This window comes from Bradyrhizobium manausense, from assembly GCF_001440035.1.
GTDB lineage: Bacteria > Pseudomonadota > Alphaproteobacteria > Rhizobiales > Xanthobacteraceae > Bradyrhizobium > Bradyrhizobium manausense.
In genome coordinates this window covers 1-21,893 of the sequence record NZ_LJYG01000013.1, presented here as the reverse complement: position 1 = coordinate 21,893, position 21,893 = coordinate 1, and the positions used below count along the sequence as shown (strand labels likewise).

The 21,893-nt window shown below is 58.0% G+C and carries 28 protein-coding genes; 25 read left to right on the top strand and 3 right to left on the bottom strand.

Annotated features, from left to right (window positions below):
• Positions 1-14 precede the first annotated feature (14 nt).
• The 9 genes from nifH (AOQ71_RS02225) (at position 15) to fdxB (ending at position 8,611) form a co-directional block, all read left to right on the top strand.
• On the top strand, positions 15-905 hold the full coding sequence (gene nifH / locus AOQ71_RS02225; RefSeq protein WP_057741165.1) for a nitrogenase iron protein: 891 nt from the start codon (positions 15-17) through the stop codon (positions 903-905).
• 76 nt (positions 906-981) lie between these two features.
• A complete protein-coding gene (nifD, locus tag AOQ71_RS02220; RefSeq protein ID WP_057741151.1) occupies positions 982-2,484 on the top strand; it encodes a nitrogenase molybdenum-iron protein alpha chain in 1,503 nt (500 codons plus the stop codon).
• Positions 2,485-2,532: 48 nt separating this feature from the next.
• Entirely contained in the window at positions 2,533-4,092 is a 1,560-nt protein-coding gene (gene nifK / locus AOQ71_RS02215) for a nitrogenase molybdenum-iron protein subunit beta (protein ID WP_057741148.1), read from the top strand.
• A gap of 92 nt (positions 4,093-4,184) precedes the next feature.
• Positions 4,185-5,813, top strand: coding sequence for a nitrogenase iron-molybdenum cofactor biosynthesis protein NifE (gene nifE, locus AOQ71_RS02210; protein ID WP_057741163.1), 1,629 nt, complete (start codon positions 4,185-4,187; stop codon positions 5,811-5,813).
• A gap of 10 nt (positions 5,814-5,823) precedes the next feature.
• A complete protein-coding gene (gene nifN / locus AOQ71_RS02205) occupies positions 5,824-7,206 on the top strand; it encodes a nitrogenase iron-molybdenum cofactor biosynthesis protein NifN (protein ID WP_057741144.1) in 1,383 nt (460 codons plus the stop codon).
• A 23-nt stretch (positions 7,207-7,229) separates the two neighbouring features.
• Entirely contained in the window at positions 7,230-7,625 is a 396-nt protein-coding gene (nifX, locus tag AOQ71_RS02200) for a nitrogen fixation protein NifX (protein WP_057741141.1), read from the top strand.
• An 11-nt stretch (positions 7,626-7,636) separates the two neighbouring features.
• A complete protein-coding gene (locus tag AOQ71_RS02195) occupies positions 7,637-8,107 on the top strand; it encodes a NifX-associated nitrogen fixation protein (protein WP_057741138.1) in 471 nt (156 codons plus the stop codon).
• Between the two features lie 8 nt (positions 8,108-8,115).
• On the top strand, positions 8,116-8,316 hold the full coding sequence (locus AOQ71_RS02190; RefSeq protein ID WP_057741135.1) for a CCE_0567 family metalloprotein: 201 nt from the start codon (positions 8,116-8,118) through the stop codon (positions 8,314-8,316).
• A gap of 10 nt (positions 8,317-8,326) precedes the next feature.
• The gene (gene fdxB, locus AOQ71_RS02185) at positions 8,327-8,611 is read left to right on the top strand and encodes a ferredoxin III, nif-specific (protein ID WP_057741134.1); all 285 of its coding nucleotides are present in this window, start codon (positions 8,327-8,329) and stop codon (positions 8,609-8,611) included.
• 257 nt (positions 8,612-8,868) lie between these two features.
• Here the strand turns inward: fdxB and AOQ71_RS02180 are convergent, their stop codons facing one another.
• Both AOQ71_RS02180 and AOQ71_RS02175 read right to left on the bottom strand, forming a co-directional pair.
• Positions 8,869-9,183, bottom strand: a complete 315-nt coding sequence (locus AOQ71_RS02180; RefSeq protein ID WP_057741132.1) for a hypothetical protein — start codon at positions 9,181-9,183, stop codon at positions 8,869-8,871.
• 508 nt (positions 9,184-9,691) lie between these two features.
• Positions 9,692-10,282: a hypothetical protein gene (locus tag AOQ71_RS02175; protein WP_057741161.1), complete on the bottom strand. Its 591-nt coding sequence runs from the start codon at positions 10,280-10,282 to the stop codon at positions 9,692-9,694.
• A 323-nt stretch (positions 10,283-10,605) separates the two neighbouring features.
• Between AOQ71_RS02175 and AOQ71_RS02170 the strand changes: the two genes are divergently transcribed.
• The 15 genes from AOQ71_RS02170 (at position 10,606) to AOQ71_RS02100 (ending at position 20,015) form a co-directional block, all read left to right on the top strand.
• Positions 10,606-10,926 carry a HesB/IscA family protein gene (locus AOQ71_RS02170; protein ID WP_057741129.1) on the top strand — a complete coding sequence of 107 codons (321 nt, stop codon included), beginning with the start codon at positions 10,606-10,608 and terminating at the stop codon, positions 10,924-10,926.
• A 34-nt stretch (positions 10,927-10,960) separates the two neighbouring features.
• Positions 10,961-11,290 (top strand): NifU family protein, encoded by a 330-nt coding sequence (locus AOQ71_RS02165; protein WP_057741127.1) that lies wholly within the window; start codon positions 10,961-10,963, stop codon positions 11,288-11,290.
• Complete coding sequence (gene nifS, locus AOQ71_RS02160; RefSeq protein ID WP_057741124.1) at positions 11,265-12,461, top strand: cysteine desulfurase NifS; 1,197 nt, start codon at positions 11,265-11,267, stop codon at positions 12,459-12,461. Before AOQ71_RS02165 ends, nifS begins: the two co-directional genes overlap by 26 nt.
• Positions 12,458-12,682 (top strand): putative nitrogen fixation protein NifT, encoded by a 225-nt coding sequence (gene nifT, locus AOQ71_RS02155; protein ID WP_057741121.1) that lies wholly within the window; start codon positions 12,458-12,460, stop codon positions 12,680-12,682. The genes nifS and nifT overlap by 4 nt, the downstream gene beginning before the upstream one ends.
• Positions 12,679-13,545, top strand: a complete 867-nt coding sequence (locus tag AOQ71_RS02150) for an SIR2 family NAD-dependent protein deacylase (RefSeq protein WP_057741118.1) — start codon at positions 12,679-12,681, stop codon at positions 13,543-13,545. The genes nifT and AOQ71_RS02150 overlap by 4 nt, the downstream gene beginning before the upstream one ends.
• Positions 13,546-13,962: 417 nt before the next feature.
• On the top strand, positions 13,963-15,388 hold a 1,426-nt coding region (gene nifB / locus AOQ71_RS02145; protein WP_245316643.1), incomplete at its 5' end, for a nitrogenase cofactor biosynthesis protein NifB.
• 14 nt (positions 15,389-15,402) lie between these two features.
• Positions 15,403-15,627: a 4Fe-4S binding protein gene (locus tag AOQ71_RS02140; RefSeq protein WP_057741115.1), complete on the top strand. Its 225-nt coding sequence runs from the start codon at positions 15,403-15,405 to the stop codon at positions 15,625-15,627.
• Positions 15,628-15,961: 334 nt separating this feature from the next.
• Entirely contained in the window at positions 15,962-16,492 is a 531-nt protein-coding gene (locus AOQ71_RS02135) for a hypothetical protein (RefSeq protein ID WP_057741113.1), read from the top strand.
• Positions 16,493-16,608: 116 nt separating this feature from the next.
• Positions 16,609-16,929, top strand: a complete 321-nt coding sequence (locus tag AOQ71_RS02130; RefSeq protein WP_057741158.1) for a nitrogen fixation protein NifZ — start codon at positions 16,609-16,611, stop codon at positions 16,927-16,929.
• Positions 16,926-17,180: a nitrogen fixation protein NifZ gene (locus AOQ71_RS02125; protein ID WP_057741111.1), complete on the top strand. Its 255-nt coding sequence runs from the start codon at positions 16,926-16,928 to the stop codon at positions 17,178-17,180. The genes AOQ71_RS02130 and AOQ71_RS02125 overlap by 4 nt, the downstream gene beginning before the upstream one ends.
• The gene (locus tag AOQ71_RS02120; RefSeq protein WP_057741108.1) at positions 17,177-17,530 is read left to right on the top strand and encodes a DUF3024 domain-containing protein; all 354 of its coding nucleotides are present in this window, start codon (positions 17,177-17,179) and stop codon (positions 17,528-17,530) included. Before AOQ71_RS02125 ends, AOQ71_RS02120 begins: the two co-directional genes overlap by 4 nt.
• Complete coding sequence (locus tag AOQ71_RS50535; RefSeq protein ID WP_488226140.1) at positions 17,446-17,811, top strand: DUF6129 family protein; 366 nt, start codon at positions 17,446-17,448, stop codon at positions 17,809-17,811. Before AOQ71_RS02120 ends, AOQ71_RS50535 begins: the two co-directional genes overlap by 85 nt.
• 71 nt (positions 17,812-17,882) lie before the next feature.
• A complete protein-coding gene (locus tag AOQ71_RS02110) occupies positions 17,883-19,019 on the top strand; it encodes a DegT/DnrJ/EryC1/StrS family aminotransferase (RefSeq protein ID WP_057741155.1) in 1,137 nt (378 codons plus the stop codon).
• Between the two features lie 201 nt (positions 19,020-19,220).
• Positions 19,221-19,454, top strand: a complete 234-nt coding sequence (locus AOQ71_RS02105; RefSeq protein WP_057741104.1) for a BolA/IbaG family iron-sulfur metabolism protein — start codon at positions 19,221-19,223, stop codon at positions 19,452-19,454.
• Positions 19,455-19,664: 210 nt separating this feature from the next.
• Positions 19,665-20,015 (top strand): (2Fe-2S) ferredoxin domain-containing protein, encoded by a 351-nt coding sequence (locus tag AOQ71_RS02100; RefSeq protein WP_057741101.1) that lies wholly within the window; start codon positions 19,665-19,667, stop codon positions 20,013-20,015.
• Positions 20,016-20,120: 105 nt separating this feature from the next.
• Here the strand turns inward: AOQ71_RS02100 and AOQ71_RS42330 are convergent, their stop codons facing one another.
• Entirely contained in the window at positions 20,121-20,558 is a 438-nt protein-coding gene (locus tag AOQ71_RS42330; RefSeq protein WP_083513866.1) for a thioredoxin domain-containing protein, read from the bottom strand.
• Between the two features lie 460 nt (positions 20,559-21,018).
• Here AOQ71_RS42330 and nifH (AOQ71_RS02090) point away from each other — a divergent pair.
• Positions 21,019-21,893 (top strand): nitrogenase iron protein (gene nifH / locus AOQ71_RS02090; protein ID WP_057741153.1); only part of this gene is annotated, 875 nt, incomplete at its 3' end.

The window sequence follows — 21,893 nt, the reverse complement described above, 5'->3', positions numbered from 1 at the left end:
CGATGGAGAGCAACATGTCGTCACTGAGACAAATCGCATTTTACGGCAAGGGCGGTATCGGCAAATCGACCACATCACAGAACACGCTCGCAGCGCTTGCCGAGATGGGTCATAAGATCTTGATCGTCGGCTGCGATCCGAAGGCCGATTCGACCCGCCTGATCCTGCATGCCAAGGCACAGGACACGATCTTGAGTCTCGCGGCGAGCGCCGGCAGCGTCGAGGATCTCGAGCTCGAGGACGTCTTGAAGGTCGGTTATAAGGATATCCGCTGCGTCGAATCCGGGGGTCCGGAGCCAGGCGTCGGGTGCGCAGGCCGGGGCGTCATTACGTCGATTAACTTCCTGGAAGAGAACGGCGCCTACGAGGACATCGATTACGTGTCCTACGACGTGCTCGGCGACGTCGTCTGCGGCGGCTTTGCGATGCCGATACGCGAAAACAAGGCGCAAGAGATCTACATCGTGATGTCTGGCGAGATGATGGCGATGTACGCCGCCAACAACATCTCCAAGGGCATTCTGAAGTATGCCAATTCCGGCGGCGTGCGGCTTGGCGGCTTGATCTGCAATGAGCGGCAGACCGACAAGGAGCTGGAGCTGGCGGAAGCGCTCGCCAAGAAGCTCGGCAGCCAGCTGATCTACTTTGTCCCCCGTGACAACATCGTCCAGCATGCCGAGCTACGCCGCATGACGGTGCTGGAATATGCGCCGGACTCCAAACAGGCGGAGCACTATCGCAATCTCGCGTCCAAAGTCCACAACAATGGCGGCAAGGGCATCATCCCGACGCCGATCAGCATGGACGAACTTGAGGATATGCTGATGGAGCACGGCATCATGAAGCCAATCGACGAAAGCCAGGTCGGAAAGACCGCTTCCGAACTCGCGGCCCTTTCGGCGTGAACTCAGACCTCACATTCGGTGCGTTTGGACCAAGCGTCGGTCCGAAGCCACAGAGAGCAATCAGAAGGATATTCGCATGAGCCTGGCGTCCACCCAGAGCGTCGCAGAGATCAAGGCCCGCAATAAGCAATTGATTGACGAAGTCTTGAAGGTCTATCCCGAGAAGACCGCCAAACGGCGTGCCAAGCACCTTAATGTGCACGAAGTTGGTAGGTCCGACTGCGGTGTTAAGTCCAATCTCAAATCGATCCCGGGCGTAATGACCATTCGAGGCTGCGCCTATGCCGGCTCGAAGGGCGTGGTGTGGGGTCCGATCAAGGACATGATCCACATTAGCCATGGCCCCGTCGGTTGCGGCCAGTATTCCTGGGGATCGCGACGCAACTATTATGTTGGCACCACCGGTATCGATACCTTTGGAACGATGCAGTTCACTTCCGACTTCCAGGAAAAGGACATTGTTTTCGGCGGCGACAAGAAGCTCGTCAAGGTCATCGACGAGATCCAGGACCTATTCCCGCTCAGCCGCGGAATCACCATCCAGTCTGAATGTCCAATCGGCCTGATAGGGGATGACATAGAGGCAGTTTCGAGGGCAAAGTCGAAGGAATACGGCGGCAAGACTATCGTGCCCGTGCGCTGCGAAGGTTTCCGCGGCGTATCGCAGTCACTGGGTCACCACATCGCTAACGATGCCGTACGCGACTGGGTGTTCGACAAGATCACCCCGGAGGCAGAGCGGCGATTCGAATCCACGCCCTATGACGTTGCCATCATCGGGGACTACAACATCGGCGGCGACGCCTGGTCATCTCGCATCCTCCTTGAGGAAATGGGCCTGCGCGTGATTGCGCAGTGGTCGGGCGACGGTAGCCTTGCCGAACTTGAAGCGACGCCAAAGGCGAAGCTGAACATCCTGCACTGCTATCGCTCGATGAATTACATCTCTCGCCACATGGAGGAGAAGTTCGGCATTCCCTGGTGCGAATACAACTTCTTTGGTCCATCAAAAATCGTCGAATCGCTGCGTAAGATCGCGGCCTTTTTCGACGACAAGATCAAGGAAGGAGCCGAACGCGTCATCTCCAAATACCAGCCACTCATGGATGCTGTCATCGCCAAGTACCGGCCGCGGCTAGAAGGCAAGTCCGTGATGCTCTTCGTTGGCGGCTTGCGGCCTCGACACGTGATTGGCGCCTATGAGGACCTCGGTATGGTGGTTGTCGGGACCGGCTACGAGTTTGGTCACAACGACGATTATCAGCGCACCGCCCAGCATTACGTCAAGGACGGAACATTAATTTACGACGACGTCACTGGTTACGAATTCGAGCGCTTCGTCGAGAAGATCCAACCTGATCTTGTTGGTTCTGGCATAAAGGAGAAATACGTATTCCAGAAGATGGGCGTGCCGTTCCGACAGATGCACTCCTGGGACTATTCGGGCCCTTATCATGGCTACGATGGCTTCGCGATCTTCGCCCGCGATATGGATATGGCAATCAATTCGCCCATCTGGAAGAAGACCAGAGCACCTTGGAAGGATGCCCCGCGTCCGACCCTGATGGCGGCGGAATAAGTACGCCAGTTCAGGACGATCGAACACGAATCCAACAAGGACGCCACGATGACACAGAATGCCGAAAACGTGCTCGATCATTTCGAGCTGTTCCGAGGGCCCGAATACCAGCAAATGCTGGCGAACAAGAGAGCGCTCTTCGAGAATGCGCATGATCCCGCGGAAGTCGAACGTATCCGCGAATGGGCCAAAACCCCCGAATATCGCGAAAAGAACTTCGCACGCGAGGAACTGACCATTAATCCGGCTAAGGCTTGCCAGCCGTTGGGTGCCGTGTTTGCCTCGGTCGGATTTGAGAGCACGTTACCTTTCGTGCATGGCTCTCAGGGCTGCGTCGCCTACTATCGAAGCCACTTGTCGCGACACTTCAAGGAACCAACGTCCTGTGTTTCCTCGTCGATGACCGAAGATGCAGCTGTATTCGGCGGTCTCAATAACATGATCGACGGGTTGGCCAACAGCTACAACATGTACAAGCCGAAGATGATCGCGGTCTCGACCACGTGCATGGCGGAAGTGATCGGCGACGATCTCAACGCCTTCATCAAGACGTCGAAAGAAAAAGGCTCGGTTCCGTCCGAGTTCGACGTTCCCTTCGCTCATACGCCCGCTTTTGTCGGTAGTCATGTCACCGGCTATGACAACGCCCTGAAAGGTATTATCGAGCATTTCTGGGACGGCAAAGCTGGTTCTGAGCCAAAGCTCGAGCGCCAGCCGAACGAGAAGATCAACTTCATCGGCGGCTTCGACGGCTACACTGTAGGCAATATCCGCGAGATAAAGCGAATTTTTGAGTTGATGGGCATCGAGTACACGATCCTCGCTGATAACAGCGATGTGTTCGACACGCCGACCGACGGTGAGTTCCGCATGTATGACGGCGGGACTACGCTGAAGGACGCCGCAAATGCCATCCATGCCAAGGCGACCGTCTCCATGCAGCAATATTGTACGGAGAAGACGCTGCCTTTCATCGAGGCCCATGGCCAGCAAGTCGTTGCGTTCAACCATCCGGTCGGCGTCAGCGCGACCGACGACTTCCTGATGACATTGTCGCGCATTACCGGAAAAGCAATCCCGACGGGCCTGGAGCAGGAGCGCGGTCGTCTGGTCGACGCCATGGCGGATTCCAGCGCACATCTTCACGGTAAGAAGTTCGCAATCTATGGCGATCCCGACCTTTGCTATGGTTTAGCAGGCTTCCTGCTCGAGCTCGGTGCCGAACCCACTCACGTCTTATCGACCAACGGAACTAAGGCCTGGGAAGAGAAGATGCAGGCGCTATTTGCCAGTTCGCAGTTCGGCCAGGAATGTCATGCCTATCCAGGCAGGGACCTTTGGCACATGCGTTCGCTGCTGTTCACCGAGCCGGTCGATTTTCTGATCGGCAACACCTACGGCAAGTATCTGGAGCGCGACACCGGTACGCCGCTGATCCGCATCGGCTTTCCCGTGTTCGATCGTCACCATCATCACCGTTATCCGGTGTGGGGCTACCAGGGCGGCATGAATGTGCTGGTGAAGATACTCGACAGGATATTTGAGGAGATGGACAAGAACACCAACGTAGTCGGTAAAACAGACTACAGCTTCGACATCATCCGCTGATGTGAGCATGTCTCCGCCTCATCGCCGCGTGTCGCGGCCGTGAGGTGGGGATCTACACCTCACCGTTGCCCCATCCGCGGAAGGAGATAGCCGTGACTTCGCTCTCGGCCACGATCCAGAATGTCTTTAATGAGCCGAACTGCGCCAAGAACGCCAACAAGTCGGAGGCTGCACGCAAGAAAGGCTGCACCAAGCAGCTGCAGCCGGGCGGGGCCGCCGGGGGGTGCGCCTTTGATGGCGCCAAGATTGCGCTACAGCCATTTACCGACGTCGCTCATCTCGTTCACGGCCCCATCGCGTGCGAAGGCAATTCCTGGGACAATCGCGGCTCCGCCTCCTCAGGATCCGATCTCTGGCGCAGGAGCTTTACGACCGACATGCATGAGATCGATGTCGTGTTCGGTGGCGAGAAGCGGCTGTACAAAGCGATAAAGGAAATCATCGCAAAGTATGATCCCGCGGCGATCTTCGTCTACCAGACCTGCGTGCCGGCCATGATCGGCGACGATATCAATGCTGTCTGCAAGATCGCGTCGGCCAAGTTCGGTAAATCCGTCATTCCCGTCAATTCGCCGGGATTTGTCGGTTCGAAGAACCTGGGCAGCAAGCTTGCGGGTGAAGCGCTGCTTGAATACGTGATTGGCACGCAGGAGCCAGATTGCACAACGCCCTACGATATCAATCTCATCGGCGAATTCAATTTGTCCGGCGAGCTCTGGCAGATCAAGCCGCTGCTCGACGAAATCGGCATTCGTATCCTGTCCTGTATCTCCGGCGATGGCAAATATCGCGAGATCGCCAGCTCACATCGGGCGCGCGCCGCCATGATGGTGTGCTCCAAGGCCATGATCAATGTCGCGAGCAAGATGAGGGAGCGTTACGGCATCCCATTCTTCGAGGGATCATTCTACGGCATCCAGGACACTAGCGACGCCTTGCGAAAAATCGCGCGCATGCTGATCGAACGCGGCGCACCGCCCCAGCTGATGGAGCGCACCGAGGCTGCAGTCGCACGCGAGGAAGCAAAGGCCTGGGCTGCGATCGAGCGCTTCAAGCCGCGCTTTGCCGGCAAGAAGGTTCTGCTCATCACTGGCGGCGTGAAGTCATGGTCGGTGGTCGCGGCTCTGCAGGAAGCAGGGCTCGAGATCGTTGGTACTTCGGTCAAGAAATCGACCAGCGAAGACAAGGAGCGCATTCAAAAATTGGTGGGCCATGATGCCCACATGATCGAGGATCTTACGCCACGCGAAATATACAAGATGCTCAAGGGGGCGAAAGCAGATATCATGCTTTCGGGCGGAAAGTCGCAGTTCGTCGCCCTGAAGGCTGCGACGCCCTGGCTCGACATCAATCAGGAGCGCTGCCACGCCTATATGGGCTATGTCGGCATCGTGAAGCTGATGGAAGAGGTCGATAAGGCGCTCTACAATCCGATATGGGATCAGCTCCGTAGGCCCGCGCCGTGGGATGAGGCGGAGATCAACTGGCAAGCAAAGGCGCTTGCGCAAGTGGACGTGTCGGCCGCCGGGGGCACGCCGACCTTGCTCGGTGCGGCGAGGGCCCCTTACGCCAAGAGAACGCGCTCGCGCAAGACCGTCGAGCTCAGCATCATCGAGGAGTGCATTCCCACTCACGGGTCGACCACTGTCGGTGCCATGCCGCAGGATACCCACGCTTCCGTGCCGGCCCAGCCGATGTCTGCGCTGCAGGCGGCGGAGTAGGGTGCAAGCTATGGCGATCGTTACCTGTTCCAACAAGGCCTGCACGATCAACCCGCTGAAGATGAGCCAACCGATCGGCGGCGCTTTCGCCTTCTTGGGACTTCGCGGTGCGATGCCACTCTTACACGGTTCGCAAGGTTGCACGTCTTTCGGCTTGACCCTCCTTGTCCGTCATTTCAAGGAGGCGGTGCCCTTGCAGACCACTGCAATGAGCGAGGTTTCGACCGTGCTCGGGGGCTATGAGAATGTCGAGCAGGCGGTCCTCAATATCTACAAACGCGTTAAGCCCGAAATTATCGGCATCAGTTCGACAGGCGTCACCGAGACCAAGGGCGACGACGTCGAGGCGTTCATCCGCCTTATTCGGCAAAATCATCCGCATCTCGAAAAGTTCCCGCTCGTCTACGTTTCGACGCCGGATTTCAAGGATGCGTTTCAGGATGGCTGGGCAAAGACCGTGGCGCGACTGGTTGAGGTGCTTGTCGACCCGCTCGATCCGGCTGCGCCGCGCGATTGCTCGCGCGTTAACGTCCTGCCTGGTTGCCACCTCACCCCTGGCGATCTTGATGAGCTAAGGACGATTTTCGAGGATTTTGGGCTGAGGCCCTCGATCCTGCCGGATATCTCCGGGTCGCTCGACGGTCACATCCCCGATGATTTCACGCCGACTACGATCGGTGGGATTGGGGTCGACGAGATCGCGACCATGGGGCAGGGGGTCTGGACGATTGCCATCGGAGCGCAGATGCGCCGCGCGGCCGAAGCGATGCAGGCGAAGACTGGCGCGCCGTTCCGGCTATTCGAGCGGCTCTGTGGCCTCGTCCCCAGTGATGAATTCGTGACGTTTCTGAGCGAGATCAGCGGCAAGCCGGTGCCGGCAAAATATCGCCGGCAGCGTGGCCAGCTTGCGGACGCCATGCTGGATGCGCATTTCCATATCGGAGGTCGAAGGCTCGCGATTGGGGCCGAGCCAGACCTCTTGTTCGACATCTCCAGCATGCTGCATGAGATGGGCGCTGAGGTGACCGCTGCAGTGACGACTACGGCATCTCCGGTGCTCGAACGCGTCAAGGCCCAAGAGGTTGTTATTGGTGACCTCGAAGATCTGGAGGAGCTTGCCAAGGCGCGGGACTGCAATCTCCTGATCTGCCACTCGCACGGCCGCCAAGCGGCAGCACGGTTGAATATTCCGTTCTACCGGGCCGGCTTTCCGATGTTCGACCGCCTCGGTGCAGCTCACCAGATGAGCGTCAGCTATCGCGGCACGCGCGAGCTGATCTTTGACCTCGCCAACCTCATCATTGCTGACCGCGAGGACAACCACCAGCCGACGCCGGCAACTTGGAAAATCAACGGCGCCGGTCTGCGTGCCGTTCCACCGCAGCTGAACTGATGCAAGAATAGGAATCAGAGCCGATGAAAGTCGCATTCGCCACCCAGGATTTGAAGCGCGTCGATGCACATTTTGGTTGGGCCAAAAACATCGCCATCTATGAGGTGAGGCCCGAGGGGCACCACTTGATCGAGGCCATCCAGTTCGACGGCGATCTTAAAGAGGACGGCAATGAGGACAAGCTAGCACCGAAGATCGATGCCATCAAAGACTGCACCATCCTCTACGTTGCCGCGATCGGCGGCTCCGGTGCAGCGCGTGTCGTGGCAAATAACATCCATCCGATGAAAGTGAGCCAGCCCGAAGCAATCGACGATCTCTGCATCAAGCTCGAAGGTGTGTTGAAGGGCTCGCCGCCACCTTGGTTACGCAAGGTGCTTGCCAAAGGCCACAAACGCTCGTTCGATTTCGAGGACTGAGGGACAGGACTATGAACGAGACGCTTGAATTGATTCAAACCCGCCCCGCGGGGGAGGCGCCCTTCGTGAAGGAGCTTGTCAAGATCTGGCGCGCCGAGGACGGCCACGGCGCGTGGGATGGAAAAAGCGATCTTGAGCTGCTGGAGCCTTATATTCTCGACAGGGAGAAGCGCCGCGCTTTGCCGATCGTCGGCGATCCCGATCCGGACACGATCTGGCGATTGGAATTGTTCTTCAACGCCGTTGCGGTGTCCATCGAGAGGGCCACCGGGGTGATGATCTCGCCGATGCTGAAAATGCACCATGAAGGCTTTGGCCGCATAGTGCTCATTGGCGGTCGGCTCATTGTTGTAAACAAGCAACTGCGCGACGTGCATCGTTTCGGTTTTGACAATCTCGCAAAGCTGGTTACGGAAGGTGACAAATATGTCGACAAGGGAATCGAGATGATCCGCAGGTTCCCGGACGTTGCGAACTACTGAGGTGATAAATGAGCAATCTTGAAGCACTGAAAGCCGACATCAAGAAGCTCTCGGTCAAGGCTACTCAAGCAAAGATGGATCTCCACGATCTAGCCGAGGGACTGCCGGCCAACTGGACCTCGATCCTTAGCGTTGCCCAACAGGTCCACGACGCCTTCGACGAGCTAGAGCGCAAGCGCGAGGATCTCAAGGCGCAAGAAAAAGTATAAGAGTCTTGACATGTCATTTGCAACTCGCGACGGCCGTAGTTGGAAGCCCGAGTATCTGACTTCTATCGATCCCAAGAAATGCATCGGCTGCGGCCGCTGCTACAAGGTGTGCGGGCGCCAGGTCATGATGCTGAAGGGCATTAACGAGGCCGGCGAAATGGTCGATCTCGAAGACGATGACGACGAGGTCGAGAAGAAGGTCATGGTGCTGAATGATGACGGAGCGTGCATCGGCTGCGGTGCCTGCGCACGGGTGTGCCCGGCCAACTGCCAGACCCACGCTCCAGCCAGTTGAATCCAATTGTCGCTTGAGGCGTCATGTTCTTAGGGGTCTTCTGCGGTGGCCCAAGCCTGTGAACGCCTGGAAGCTTCTCTGAGAGTACGAGCGACATTGTTCCGCCTCTGCCGGAGGCTCGGCTTGCACCAAATTCAAGAAGGAGGCGGACGATTCTGCGCCATCGCGGGGCTGGCCCGCGGCGATTCAGTATGCAGGCAGGGAACTCGGCGCCCGGCGTAATTGAATTCAGAGTCCGAAAGACAGATCAACTCTTGCTACTCGATTCCCTGTTCATGTGCCTTCCTCATCGCAGCAATGCGAAACCGCTCGTGGATAGCGGCGGGATCGCCGAGCATATGGGCCTCGGCCTTATTTAAAGCGGCGAGAACGAGCTTCGCTTCCTCGCGCGTCAGCGGGACGCGGCCAGCCATGTGGGTGGCCTCGGGCACTGTAGCGAGAATCACTCGGCGATATGGATGATTCTTGACTTCAATGAGCTCGTCCGTCTCGAGTCTGCCCCCAAGCATGATTGCGAGCCCGACGACCTCAAGCTTACGGCCATCCCGAGTGGTCTTGATCAGAGTTACCATTTCGTTGAGTTTCCCACGCAGCAGATCAGTTATAGCGACCATGGTTCCGATAGTCGCGTCACGGTCTAAGTCTTAGGTGGGGTACTCGTCCCGTCAGGCCGCGCGATCATCCGCGCCAAGGCGTGACATGCCTGCGGTGAAGATCCGTTTTTTGAAATTTGCCTGGGACCACAGGACAAAGTCGAACGGCTTGCTTAAGGCCAGCAACTCGAATCTAGTCGCGGCAAGCAGAACGTGTACCGGCGCCTCACCCGTCTTCGCACTCCCTTCCTTGACGCAAAAAAATCGACATCGCGGAGCCTGGACGCGGACGGGCATTTTCGTGATCGGGCCGCTCCAGCCAGCCGTCTTGAGTGACGAATTTAAAAACGGCAATTTGCACCAGGGCGCACCTTGCTTGCAAGGAGGTTTCACAATGTCGATTTGCTTGTTCTAGCCCAGCGGAAAAATCCACTGTCACCCGCGCGATTGGCACCACGAGAGCAGTCGAGAAATCTGACACGATACGTTAGACAGGACGGTTCTCGTTGCGGTTCTTCACAGGCGTCATCTTGGCGAGGCCTTCGTCGTAGGAGAGTTCATCGTAAAGTGCGTCGACGTTCTTGGCAGCATCGAGCAGATAGTCGAGCTTGCCGGCAGTATTTAGCTTCTTGATGTCGTTCTTGTCGACTCCAGCGAGATCCATCATCTCCTTCCATACTGTCGATTCGTCACAAGGCAGTACGCGGAATGTGATGTCACCGATCTTCGTACGGTATTTCGCCGATAGATCGATGTTGTTGCAGAACATGAAGTAGCTGCCGTTCTGGCTCAATGCGCCGTCCAGCACTTTTGCGACATCCGCAAGATAGGCGAAAGAATGCAGGTAGCCGGCTAGGACCGGGATCGCTGTTTCTCCCTCGTCTGCTACGGTCAATACCTGCTCGACCGAATAGTCGGGAGGACGCTTCTCGTCGGCAACCTGAGCCTGGAATTTTAGCGCGATATCGCCGCGGAAGCCGAAACGGCCAGGCTTCGTGGTCTCACCCTTAAGCACCGCATTTAGCAAACGGCCCTCCTTGTCTAGTCGGCCAAGAACGGTGTTGTCGATGGACGTCATGAAATTCTCCTCATTTCGATGCGGCCGGTGCAGATATCGCACAGCGGGAATACGCCTTGCTCCGTATGCAAATTGCTTGCCGGTTGCAAACGCCTGCAGCAAACTCAACGGCAATCGTTCGGCTGTGCTTAAGTAGACAAGCGTGTCGGTCAGTGCAGAGATCGCGACAAACTCTTCCCAAGCAGCAAACCCTTGTGTCGCAAGCCAGACACGCCTCGCAACGCGAACAGGCCAGATCTGCAAAAGCCAAGCGCTATCAGGAGTGCGAGTGCTGGCATGGGACTTGCCAACGTTATCGCCAAGTTGGCGCAAGAGGGAAAGCGATGATCAAGCTGACAGAGAGCGCGGAAAATGCGGTGAAGAACGCGATCTCTACGGCCGCGCAGCCTGCGAGCGGGTTACGGATTATGGTCGAACGTGGCGGCTGCGCCGGGTTCAAGTACACCATGCGCCTTGCCCCGGCGCCGAAGCCCGACGATACCGTGATCGAGAAAGGGGGCATCAAGCTGTTTATCGACTACAACAGTCACGAGCAGCTTGCCGGAACCACGATCGATTTCGTGGTGGAGTTGGAGGGCTCCGGTTTCACCTTTGACAATCCCAATGCAAAGTCGAGCTGCTCATGTGGCAAGTCATTTAGCTAACGCCGACTTGGCTAAGATTGCAGAGAACCGGAAAATGCTCGTCGAGACTCAACAATCAAGACAATCGGCGACCAAAGAGTCGTCCGGACGGGAGCAGATCGTCCGCGCCGTGCTTGACGAAATCCGGCCCAATCTGAAGGGTGACGGCGGAGATTGCGAGCTTGTCGGCATCGATGGCAACAAGATCATGGTTAAGCTCACAGGCGCCTGCCTCTTCTGCAAGCTCGCGAGTGTGACCCTGGAAGGTATCCAGGAGCGGTTGATCGAGCGGCTAGGCGGATTTGTCAGCCTGATCCCGGTCGCCAGAACCGGACACGGGACAAGGAGGAAGACGCACCGTGCGGCCGATCTATCTGGACAATAACGCGACCACACGCGCGGATCCGTCCGTCGTCGCGGCGATGCTGCCATTTTTCTCCGAGCAATTCGGCAATGCCTCCTCCGCACATGCGGTGGGCAGGCAGGTCGCAGAAAGCATAAGAGAGGCTCGCAGGAGTGTGCAGGCGCTGATCGGTTCCGCTTTTCATCACGAGGTCGTGTTTACCTCAGGCGGTACCGAATCAGACAATACGGCGATCCTCTCGGCGCTCGCCGTGCAGGAGCAACGGGACGAGATTGTCACCACAGCTGTGGAACATCCAGCCGTGCTGTCGCTTACAGACGAGCTCGTCCGTCGCGGCCACAAGTGTCATCTAATTCCTGTCGATTGTGCCGGCCGACTCGACATTGACGCCTATCGCCGCGCGCTGTCGCCGCGTACCGCGGTTGCCTCCGTCATGTGGGCCAACAATGAGACCGGCACAATCTTTCCGGTCGACGTTCTCGCCAAGATGGCGCGCTCCGTCGGAGCACTTTTCCACACTGATGCGGTGCAGGCCGTGGGGCGAATCCCCATCGACGTGAAGACGACAGAGATCGACATGCTGTCGCTTTCCGGTCACAAGCTGCATGGGCCAAAAGGCATCGGCGCCCTCTATGTGCGCAAAGACACCAAGTTCAGGCGGCTGATCTTCGGCGGCCCCCAGGAGCGCCGCCGGCGCTCCGGCACCGAGAACGTGCCCGGCATCATCGGGCTCGGTAAGGCTTCCGAGCTCGTTGCTGTGGAGGCCGGACGGGAGTGGATGAAAATAGCAGCGCTTCGCGATCGGTTGGAACACGGCGTCCTGGAGTTCGGCAATTGCGTGGTGCTCGGCGACCAAGAGAACCGCCTACCGAACACCTCAAATATCGCCTTTGAAAATCTGGAAGGTGAAGCAATCATTCATCATTTAAATCGCGACGGTATTGCAGTGTCGTTAGGATCAGCCTGTGGGTCCGGCTCTATGGAGCCGTCGCATGTGCTGCGCGCAATGAACGTACCGTCGACCCTGTTACGCGGCGCGATCCGCTTCTCATTGTCTCGTGATACCACGAGCGAAGAGATCGATCGTGTCCTTGTTATGCTCCGGAAGATCATTGCGAAGCTGAGAGGGGCATCACTTGAGGTGCCGGGGCGTGCAAGGTCTATCTCTCGATTCAACGAGTCTATCCAATGAAGGTCATTATTCGTCGTTCACCTGAAGCCGGTCTTTCGATTTACGTGCCCAAGAAGGATCTTGAAGAGCCGATTGTTGAATCTGAGCACGAGACGTTGTGGGGCGGCTGGATCAGAATAGCCAATGGCTGGGTGCTCGATCTCCCGCCGATGACGAGCGACACAACCTTGCCCATCACAGTCAACGCAAGGAAGCGTGGCGGCGACCGCGAAGAGGCATGAACGCGCTCAATCCATCAATCGAGTTCGTTAATCGGCCAGCGGCCGAAGCCATGCTCCGCAAGGTTGCCGAGGAGCTTCGTCGCGGCAACGTTGTTCCCTATCTTGGACCCGGCGTAGCGGAGTTGTCGAACGCGAGTGTACCGATAAGTTTCGAGGATCTAGCGGCATTCTTCGGCAGCAGGCTGGCGTTGCCAGGACGCACGAGCGGGAACGCCTGGGCCTGTGCACAGCACATTGAGACCACGAGGCACCGCACCACCCTGACAGCGATGATGGCGGACGCCTTTAACACGCCGGTCGAGCCGGCGCAGTTACGGCGGCATCTCGCAGGGCTGCCGCTGCCGCTCATCGTCGATAGCTGGTACGATGGCGCGATGAGAAACGCCCTGACTGGACGCAGCAATTGGGGCGAGGTCCAGGGAATCACCCGCGCCGGCCTTAGTGAGCATCGTTGGTACCGCTTCTATGACGCCGCAGGCACTGAAGTCGACTGCTCTTCGGCAAGAGGGTGGAAAACGATTCTTTACAAGCCACACGGCGGCGTCGCCCCGGCCAAGAATTTCCTTGTCTCCGATGCCGATTATGTTGAGGTGCTAACCGAAATCGACATACAGACGCCGATTCCGGAGGAGGTCAGGGATCGCCGCACCGGCCGCAGCTTCCTATTTCTTGGTTGCCGCTTCAACGATCAGCTTCTGCGTACCTATGCGCGACAGGTGTTAAAGCGCTCCTGCGATGTACACTACGCGGTGATCGAGCCTGACACGCTCTCCAAGAATGAGCGCCGCTTTCTGCTCGAGCAGGGCGTGAGGCCACTCGCAATTCCGCTCGCTCATGCCGTCGAGATCCTCCAGACCAGTTAGGGGACGCAGTCGATTTTGCGGCAGTCGGAAAGGGAACTTTCCTCCCGGCATCGCCGCCGCCTGATGAGCGGTCCTTCTAGCAAATCAGAGGGAAACGAGGGTGACAGATCAACATCTCTGCTGACGCGCCACTGCGTGCCGTCCTAGCAACAAGGCATGTCGTCTTTCCAACATACCTCGGCAACACAACATCCGTGCGTTTTGTAACTCATTGAACGCGACCAATAAAACTCGCGTGCCGCGACCATGGCACGCCGGTTGCTAAGACCTGGAGACACGAAGCTTGTCAGGTCTGAAGGGAGAACTGGGCAGATGGATGCTCCAACGCAACAGGAAGCATCGAGCAGCGCTATTGAGATCGGCGAAATCACGAAGGTGATTGCCGAGAAAAAGGGCTGCGGCACGGCTGGCTGCGGNGAGCCGCAACGATCTGCCTGCCGAGACATGGGAGAAGGTGAAAAACCACCCCTGTTACAGTGAGGAAGCGCATCATCACTATGCGCGCATGCATGTCGCGGTCGCGCCGGCCTGCAATATCAAGTGCAACTACTGCAACCGAAAATATGATTGTGCTAATGAATCGCGTCCCGGCGTAGTCAGCGAGAGGCTGACGCCAGAACAGGCCGCTAAGAAGGTCGTGGCGGTCGCCTCTACCATTCCGCAAATGACCGTGCTCGGCATCGCCGGTCCTGGCGATCCCCTCGCCAACCCCGAAAGGACCTTCAAGACGTTCGAGCTCGTCCGAGAGGCCGCGCCCGATCTCAAGCTGTGCCTATCAACGAACGGTCTGGCATTACCCGATCATGTCGACACCATCAAAAAATTCAATGTGGAGCACGTCACGATCACGATCAACATGATCGACCCCATGATCGGGGCAAAGATCTATCCCTGGATCTTCTACAAGCACAAACGCTATACAGGCATCCAAGCTGCAAAGATTCTCACCGATCGCCAGCTCCAGGGGGTGGAGATGCTCGATGCGCGCGGGGTCCTCTGCAAGGTCAACTCCGTCATGATCCCCGGGATAAACGATCGGCACCTCCTCGAGGTCAACAAAGCTGTGAAATCGCGCGGTGCTTTCTTGCACAATATCATGCCTTTGATTTCCTCACCCGAACACGGCACCGTGTTCGGTTTGAATGGCCAGCGCGGCCCGACCGCGCGGGAATTGAAGGCATTGCAGGATGGCTGCGAGGGTGAGATTCGCATGATGCGCCACTGCCGTCAGTGCCGGGCCGATGCGGTCGGCCTCCTCGGCGAAGACCGTCGCGCGGAGTTCACCACCGAAAAAATCATGGAGATGAATGTCAAATACGATGTTGAGAGCCGCAAGGGCTACCAGGCCAAACTCGAGGAGGAGCGCGCCGCCAAGACCGCTGCGAAGCCCTCCGACCTTACGAAACGCGCAAATAACGGTAGCCACCTTAAGCTGCTGGTGGCGGTCGCGACGAAAGGGGCGGGCCTGATCAACGAACACTTTGGGCATGCCAAGGAGTTCCAGGTCTATGAGCTCTCCAGCGGCGGTGCCAAATTCGTTGGCCATCGACGCGTCGATCTGTACTGCCAGGGAGGCTATGCGGAGGAAGGAAGGCTTGCGACCATCATCGAGGCTGTTAGCGATTGCCATGCGGTGTTCATCGCCAAGATTGGCGGCCGCCCCAGTGCCGAATTGATCAAAGCCGGCGTCGAGCCGGTCGATCGGTACGCTCATGAACCAATCGATAAGGCAACGATCGCCTGGTTCGAGGCCTATCTCGACAGGGTCAACAGCGGCACGATCCAACATGAAGAACGTGGTGATGCTGCGATCCGCCCGCGGGCGCTGACTTCCGCGGTGTGAGATGAGAAAAACCAATGCCGTTCAAGATCATCGCCTCTCAGTGCACGGGCTGTTCGGCCTGCGAGCCAGAATGCCCGAACGTCGCGATCGCGGAGAAGGGCGGAACGTTCGTGATTGATCCAAAAAAATGTACCGAATGCATCGGCCATTTTGACGAGCCGCAATGCGTGGCGGTCTGCCCAGTCGACAACACTTGTGTCATCGACACCTCGCTTGCGCGCTACCAGGGGCCCGCTTGAGCGGAGGACAGGACATGAACGTTAGGAGTATAGGAGCGGTGCGACGAATTGCCCGCTTGATGCTCCGGTCTGAGAGACGCTCCTGCTGCGACCTTTGCCTGGCGATTAGCCCGGGCGGATGTTCAGGACTTGCCTGTGGGGTGAGCCTGATAGAAGAGCCGGGGGACCTTGATGCCAAGGTCAGGAACGCACGCGTTGAGCCGCTCCGGGAGAGCCCGCAGCTGTGCGACAGTGCGACGACTGACTTGAGATGGGCCGAAGCGAACCGGGTTCGTATTGCCGGATCACAAGCAGATCTCCAACGGGCACTATTGAATGTAAGGGGCTGCCAACGATGCCAGAAGCTCTGTTCAGCCCGCAATCGGAGATCAACGAGGCGCTCCTCAGCAGCACTTTGCTCGGAGATGGACTGCCGAGCGAGGCCGAACATCACCTATGGGAGGCGAGCCTCTTCTATCATCTCGATGAGGTCGCCGAAGGCCACTTGCGCCAGGCGGAGGCACTCGCACCAGAGCACGCCGCAGTGCTGATCGGCCTCTTTCGCTTCTATTTCTACAAGGCGCGTCTCGCCGAGGCGCTGGAGGTCGCTCAGCGCTGCATAATCAAGGCGGCCGAGGTGAACAATCTTTCGTCGGACTGGCGCATTGTCCGTGCCGGTGACGCGGCATTCGGCTGTTATGAAAATACTCTGCCGCGCTTCTTTCTATTCTCGCTGAAAGGATATGCCTATTTGCAAATGCGGCTCGGTCGAACCGAGGAAGGGCGGATAGCTATCCAAAAGCTACTGGAGCTCGATCCCACTGATAAGATCGGTGCCAAGGTTCTCCTACGTGTGCTTGAACACATGTTTCAAGACGATGATTGACATCGGCGCGGCGCAAAACTGGCTGGACCTTATGAACCTTGTCGACGACCCATACAGGCTAGCACGCGAGGTTGCGCGGTCGCGACTTGCCTTCGAACCAGAACGAGGACCCCGGCATGCGCACCAGTGTTCCTGATGATGACGTCGTCGAGCTGATGGCAGGACCCGTCTTCGACTTTGGCGAGAAGGTGCGGGCTAATCGCACCATTCGCAATGACGGCACCTATGCCGGCAAAGAGATCGGCGACATCCTGGCCAGGAAGGGCGAGGTCGGCTACGTCGTGTCGATCGGCACTTTCCTGCAGCGGTTCTACATCTACGGCGTCCAATTCATCGAAAGCGGCAACAGGGTCGGCATGAAGCGCAAGGAACTCGATCCGATCGTGCCTCGCGACACGGTCGAAGACCTGCTCTTGCCGGGAGCTAAATCACGATGATCAAAGCCAAGCCGCCAAAATTTCAGCGGGGCCAGCGCGTAAAGGCGTTGTTCGACCTGGTCAATGACGGGTCCCTCCCCGATGCTCCAGCGGAGGGACGCCTAGTCCGTCTCGGTGATATCGGCAAGATCGTCCAGGTTGGCCGACACACAGACGCAAACCTGCCGATCTATCTGGTCGAGTTTGGTGAAAAAGTGGTCGTCGGCTGCCTCGAAAGAGAAATTGGCTTGATTTCGGGAGTGGACAGATGATCGCGGGCTTAGCCAGAAATCCGGGACGACCCGCGCACCCTAACGACATCGATCGTATGCGAATCGAGCGCGCGCTAAAATCGAGAGAACGCTACCGTTATGTCTCAGCGAGCATCACGGCAGTTGCCGGCGGCTACCTGATCGAAAGTCCATGCTGCTCGCGCAACATCGACATCGAAGGCGGGATCATTGACGTGGCCCTGCTGCACCACAACAGCGCAAGCGCCTGCTGGCAGGTGTTCCGAAAGGATCATAAGAAGTGCGTATGGAAGCTGCACTCGACCCACCGGCGCTTGGCCGCGGTGACCGATCTCTTGAACGCCGATCCGGAACGCGTGTTCTGGCAATAAGGAGCCAAGGGATGGCTTTGGGAGCAGACGAAATCGCGGACATCGAGCAGGAGCTCGGGTCATTCGATGATGTATCTCAAGCTCATGCAGCGTTGCGAAAGAGATACCCGCATCTGGCCTGGATCCGATGCGACCCCTCCGATCTCACCGAAATACCATTTCGCAGCATCGGGCCATTCGACCTGCATTTGCTCGACGTCGCCGATCATTGTGCGCGGATCACGGACGATCTGGCCCGGGCGACTGGCATTGTGTTGGTCAAGCGGGCGGCCGAGCTGTGACCGGTCCGCACCTAACCTACGGCTGTGTTGCAGAGACCGGCGAAGAGCCGGGTGCAGCCGGACATAGCCCATTGATTCCGTTGTCGGATCCCGACATTACCTGGGCCGAACTTGCAGCAGTCGATCGCGTGTTGTGCTCGCAGCGACTCTCTAACGGCGAGGTCACCGAACAATTCGAGGCCGCATTTGCCGCCTATCTCGGGCGAAACCATGCCGTTGCGGTACCGAGCGGCACCATTGGCCTTCTGCTTTGCCTGAAGGCTTGCGGCATTACCGCGGGCGACGAAGTGGTTGCCTCCTCCCATTCATATCGCGAAACTGCGCATGCAATCAGCCTCGCGGGTGCACGGCCGGTGTTTGCGGACATTGACTATTGGTCCGGGACGCTCGCGCCGCAGAAAGTCGAGGAACGCATCACGCCAAAGACCCGCGCCATCCTCGCCGCCAACATTAATGGGCATCCTGCAGCCTGGTCGGAGCTACAGGATGTCGCCAGTAGGCGCAATCTGCTGCTGCTGGAAGATTCCACTGAGGCTATCGGCTCGCGCTACAAGGGCCAACTGGTCGGCACCTTCGGCGATATCGCCGTGTTTGATCTGTCCCAGCCCTCGCTTCTGACCTGCGGCGAGGGCGCCATAGTGGTTACCGATGATATCGAGCTAGCGGTGGCGCTACGTCGCCACCGCTCGCATCGGCTGGGCGATCGTTCTTCCGTTTCCGTCAGTGCGGGTGCACCATATCCGGTCGGGATGAGCGACCTTTCCGCTGCGCTGGGACTTACGCAGCTAAGGCGTATCGACGAGATTTTGGAGCGGCGCCGGTTGATCGAGCAGCTTTATGCGACGCATATGCAGTCGTTCGAAGGCATCAAACCTCCCTATGTCGAGTCCGACGCGACTGAAGTCAACTGGTTCCTCTACGTTGTCCATCTCGGGACGCGTTTCACGCGCTCCAGCCGCGATGCGGTCGTCGAGGATCTTCGCGTCCGGCAAGTCGAGGTTGCCGTCTACAGCCGTCCCCTGCACCTGCAGCCGCATTATTTCGATCTCGGATACCGCCGCGGCGATCTGCCGGTGATCGAAAAGATCTCCGATCGCGCCGTCGCACTACCGTTTCATACGCATCTCACCGACAGCCAGATCGAGTTCATCGTCGAGACCATGAAAGACGCCTCGATCAATGTGGGCGCCGGAGCGACGATCTACTGAGAAGCCTATAAATGCATCAAGTCCGGCAATGGTCTCGCCAATCGATACGAATTCTTGTTGTCTCTGCGACAGTCCGTCGGCTCGATCGTCAAGGGCGAATGTCGGAGTAGCATCCCCGTCGCGAACTCTTTCGGCAGATGGCCGTCGCTACAGTTGGTTTGGAGCTTGCATGAAGCCGTGCCAGAGCAGGAGTGAGCGACCATGGGGATGGTTGGATCGGAAATCGAGGCCTTGATCCGCGAGGCGTTTCCCGACGCCGATGTGATCGTGACCGAACTCGGAGGAACCGGGCGCTACTGTGGAGCACGAATCGTGTCACAGACCTTTGCCGGAAAGAGTCGTATCCAGCAGCATCAGATGATCTATGAGGCGCTAAAGGGCAAGATGGCCGACACGTTCCAGGCGCTTGTGCTTAAAACCACCGTTCCAAAATGAGCCGCCTGCAAGGAAAGACTCAATGAGTGACCTGACCGGACAATACATTCAGCGCCTCAGTGCTGGAGGTGCCATCCAACGTTTCGAACCGGCGATCGTCCTACGGCTCTGGTCCGAACAGGAGCTTCGGCGACTGCGAGATTGCTCCCGATATGTCGAGAGAGGATGAGCTCACCACTGGGACGACAGTGCATTTGAGGTTTTAGAAGCATGGACAACAACATGAACGAGTTTGAACTTCCGCAGCTCTACCGGCATCACGTTTTTTCCTGCCACACTCAGCGCCCACCGGACCACCCGCACGGCAGCTGTGGGACGGCAGGCGGTGGACCTCTGTGGGAGCGGCTCGGCAAAGCGATCGAGGCGAGAGGCCTCACCGATGTCGGCCTCACAGCAGCCGGCTGTCTCGGGTTCTGCGCCTCCGGTCCCCTGATGGTCGTCTATCCTGACGGTGTCTGGTATCGTCCGCGTAGCCCGGAAGACATTGACGAGATTGTTGACTCCCATTTGAAAAATGGCCGCCGTGTCGACCGCCTCGTCATCGTGCTGACGCGGAGTTAGCGCCGCGTGTGGTATGAAGTCAGTCGGGCTGCGTTGCATCGGTGTTAGCGCAGAAAGGGGCCCTCTCATCGCACCTCCGCGGGAACTGCTCGCGGTGAGGATGCCTTATCTGTCCGCGTCGTAGAAATGCCGGACGCTGGTACAAGGCAATAGCGCCTCCGTGCGCGTGCAGTTCAAAAGCTCGCGCCCCGGGCATCCGCCCAGCAGTGACAGTACGGGTTCCCGGTCAAATCCAGCACAATTTATATTACTGGCTTCGATCAGTGGACGCCGGACTAGCAGAGGATTGTCGAGCAACAAGGCGATCGCATCGATTGCATTGATTGCCATCGGGTTAACTGCGCCCGATTTCACCTGGGGCGCGGCAGGGTTGAACCAGGATCGAACCGGCGTGTTACCAAAGAAAGTGAGCAGATTTGGCGCTGTCCAGAGCTCGGTCAGCAAGTTCTTTGCAACGACGCGATGTCCCGCCGCCTCAAGGGCGCGAATCTGGCGCGCGTTCGTGCTGCAGCCGGGCTTCTGCCAAAACAGAACAGTAGCCATGTCTAATTTCCTCTCTCTTTACAGTGAGCTGGATCAACTGACGTCGTTGTTGTTCCTCTTTGCGAGCGATCGAGGGGCGGCGGGATCAGCGCTCTCTGCATGTCGCGTTCTCGTCAAATTGCCGCTGGTGAGGAGGCAGCAATTTCTGTTCCGCATTGTCTGTTTCGCAGCAGAATCTTACTTCTGGAGCTCCGGCTTCTACAGGACCGTTATCGGTCGGCAGCGCCTGTTGGTCGTGAACTTCAGGGTTCCTCGAGCGCGATCAAACCCGTGGCGCAAGCGCCGCGAATGGCACGCCAGTTGCTACTTGGATGCTGCAGGAGTGAGGCTGGAGCGCGCCTGACGCTTTTGGCTAGCAATTCTCCTTTCCAAAGCTCGTCTGTTCCCACCTTTCTGAGAAAGAAACAACCTCGCACAAACCCAACGCCAAATCGTTGGAAGGCGACCGATGGAGAGCAACATGTCGTCACTGAGACAAATCGCATTTTACGGCAAGGGCGGTATCGGCAAATCGACCACATCACAGAACACGCTCGCAGCGCTTGCCGAGATGGGTCATAAGATCTTGATCGTCGGCTGCGATCCGAAGGCCGATTCGACCCGCCTGATCCTGCATGCCAAGGCACAGGACACGATCTTGAGTCTCGCGGCGAGCGCCGGCAGCGTCGAGGATCTCGAGCTCGAGGACGTCTTGAAGGTCGGTTATAAGGATATCCGCTGCGTCGAATCCGGGGGTCCGGAGCCAGGCGTCGGGTGCGCAGGCCGGGGCGTCATTACGTCGATTAACTTCCTGGAAGAGAACGGCGCCTACGAGGACATCGATTACGTGTCCTACGACGTGCTCGGCGACGTCGTCTGCGGCGGCTTTGCGATGCCGATACGCGAAAACAAGGCGCAAGAGATCTACATCGTGATGTCTGGCGAGATGATGGCGATGTACGCCGCCAACAACATCTCCAAGGGCATTCTGAAGTATGCCAATTCCGGCGGCGTGCGGCTTGGCGGCTTGATCTGCAATGAGCGGCAGACCGACAAGGAGCTGGAGCTGGCGGAAGCGCTCGCCAAGAAGCTCGGCAGCCAGCTGATCTACTTTGTCCCCCGTGACAACATCGTCCAGCATGCCGAGCTACGCCGCATGACGGTGCTGGAATATGCGCCGGACTCCAAACAGGCGGAGCACTATCGCAATCTCGCGTCCAAAGTCCACAACAATGGCGGCAAGGGCATCATCCCGACGCCGATCAGCATGGACGAACTTGAGGATATGCTGATGGAGCACGGCATCATGAAGCCAATCGACGAAAGCCAGGTCGGAAAGACCGCTTCCGAACTCGC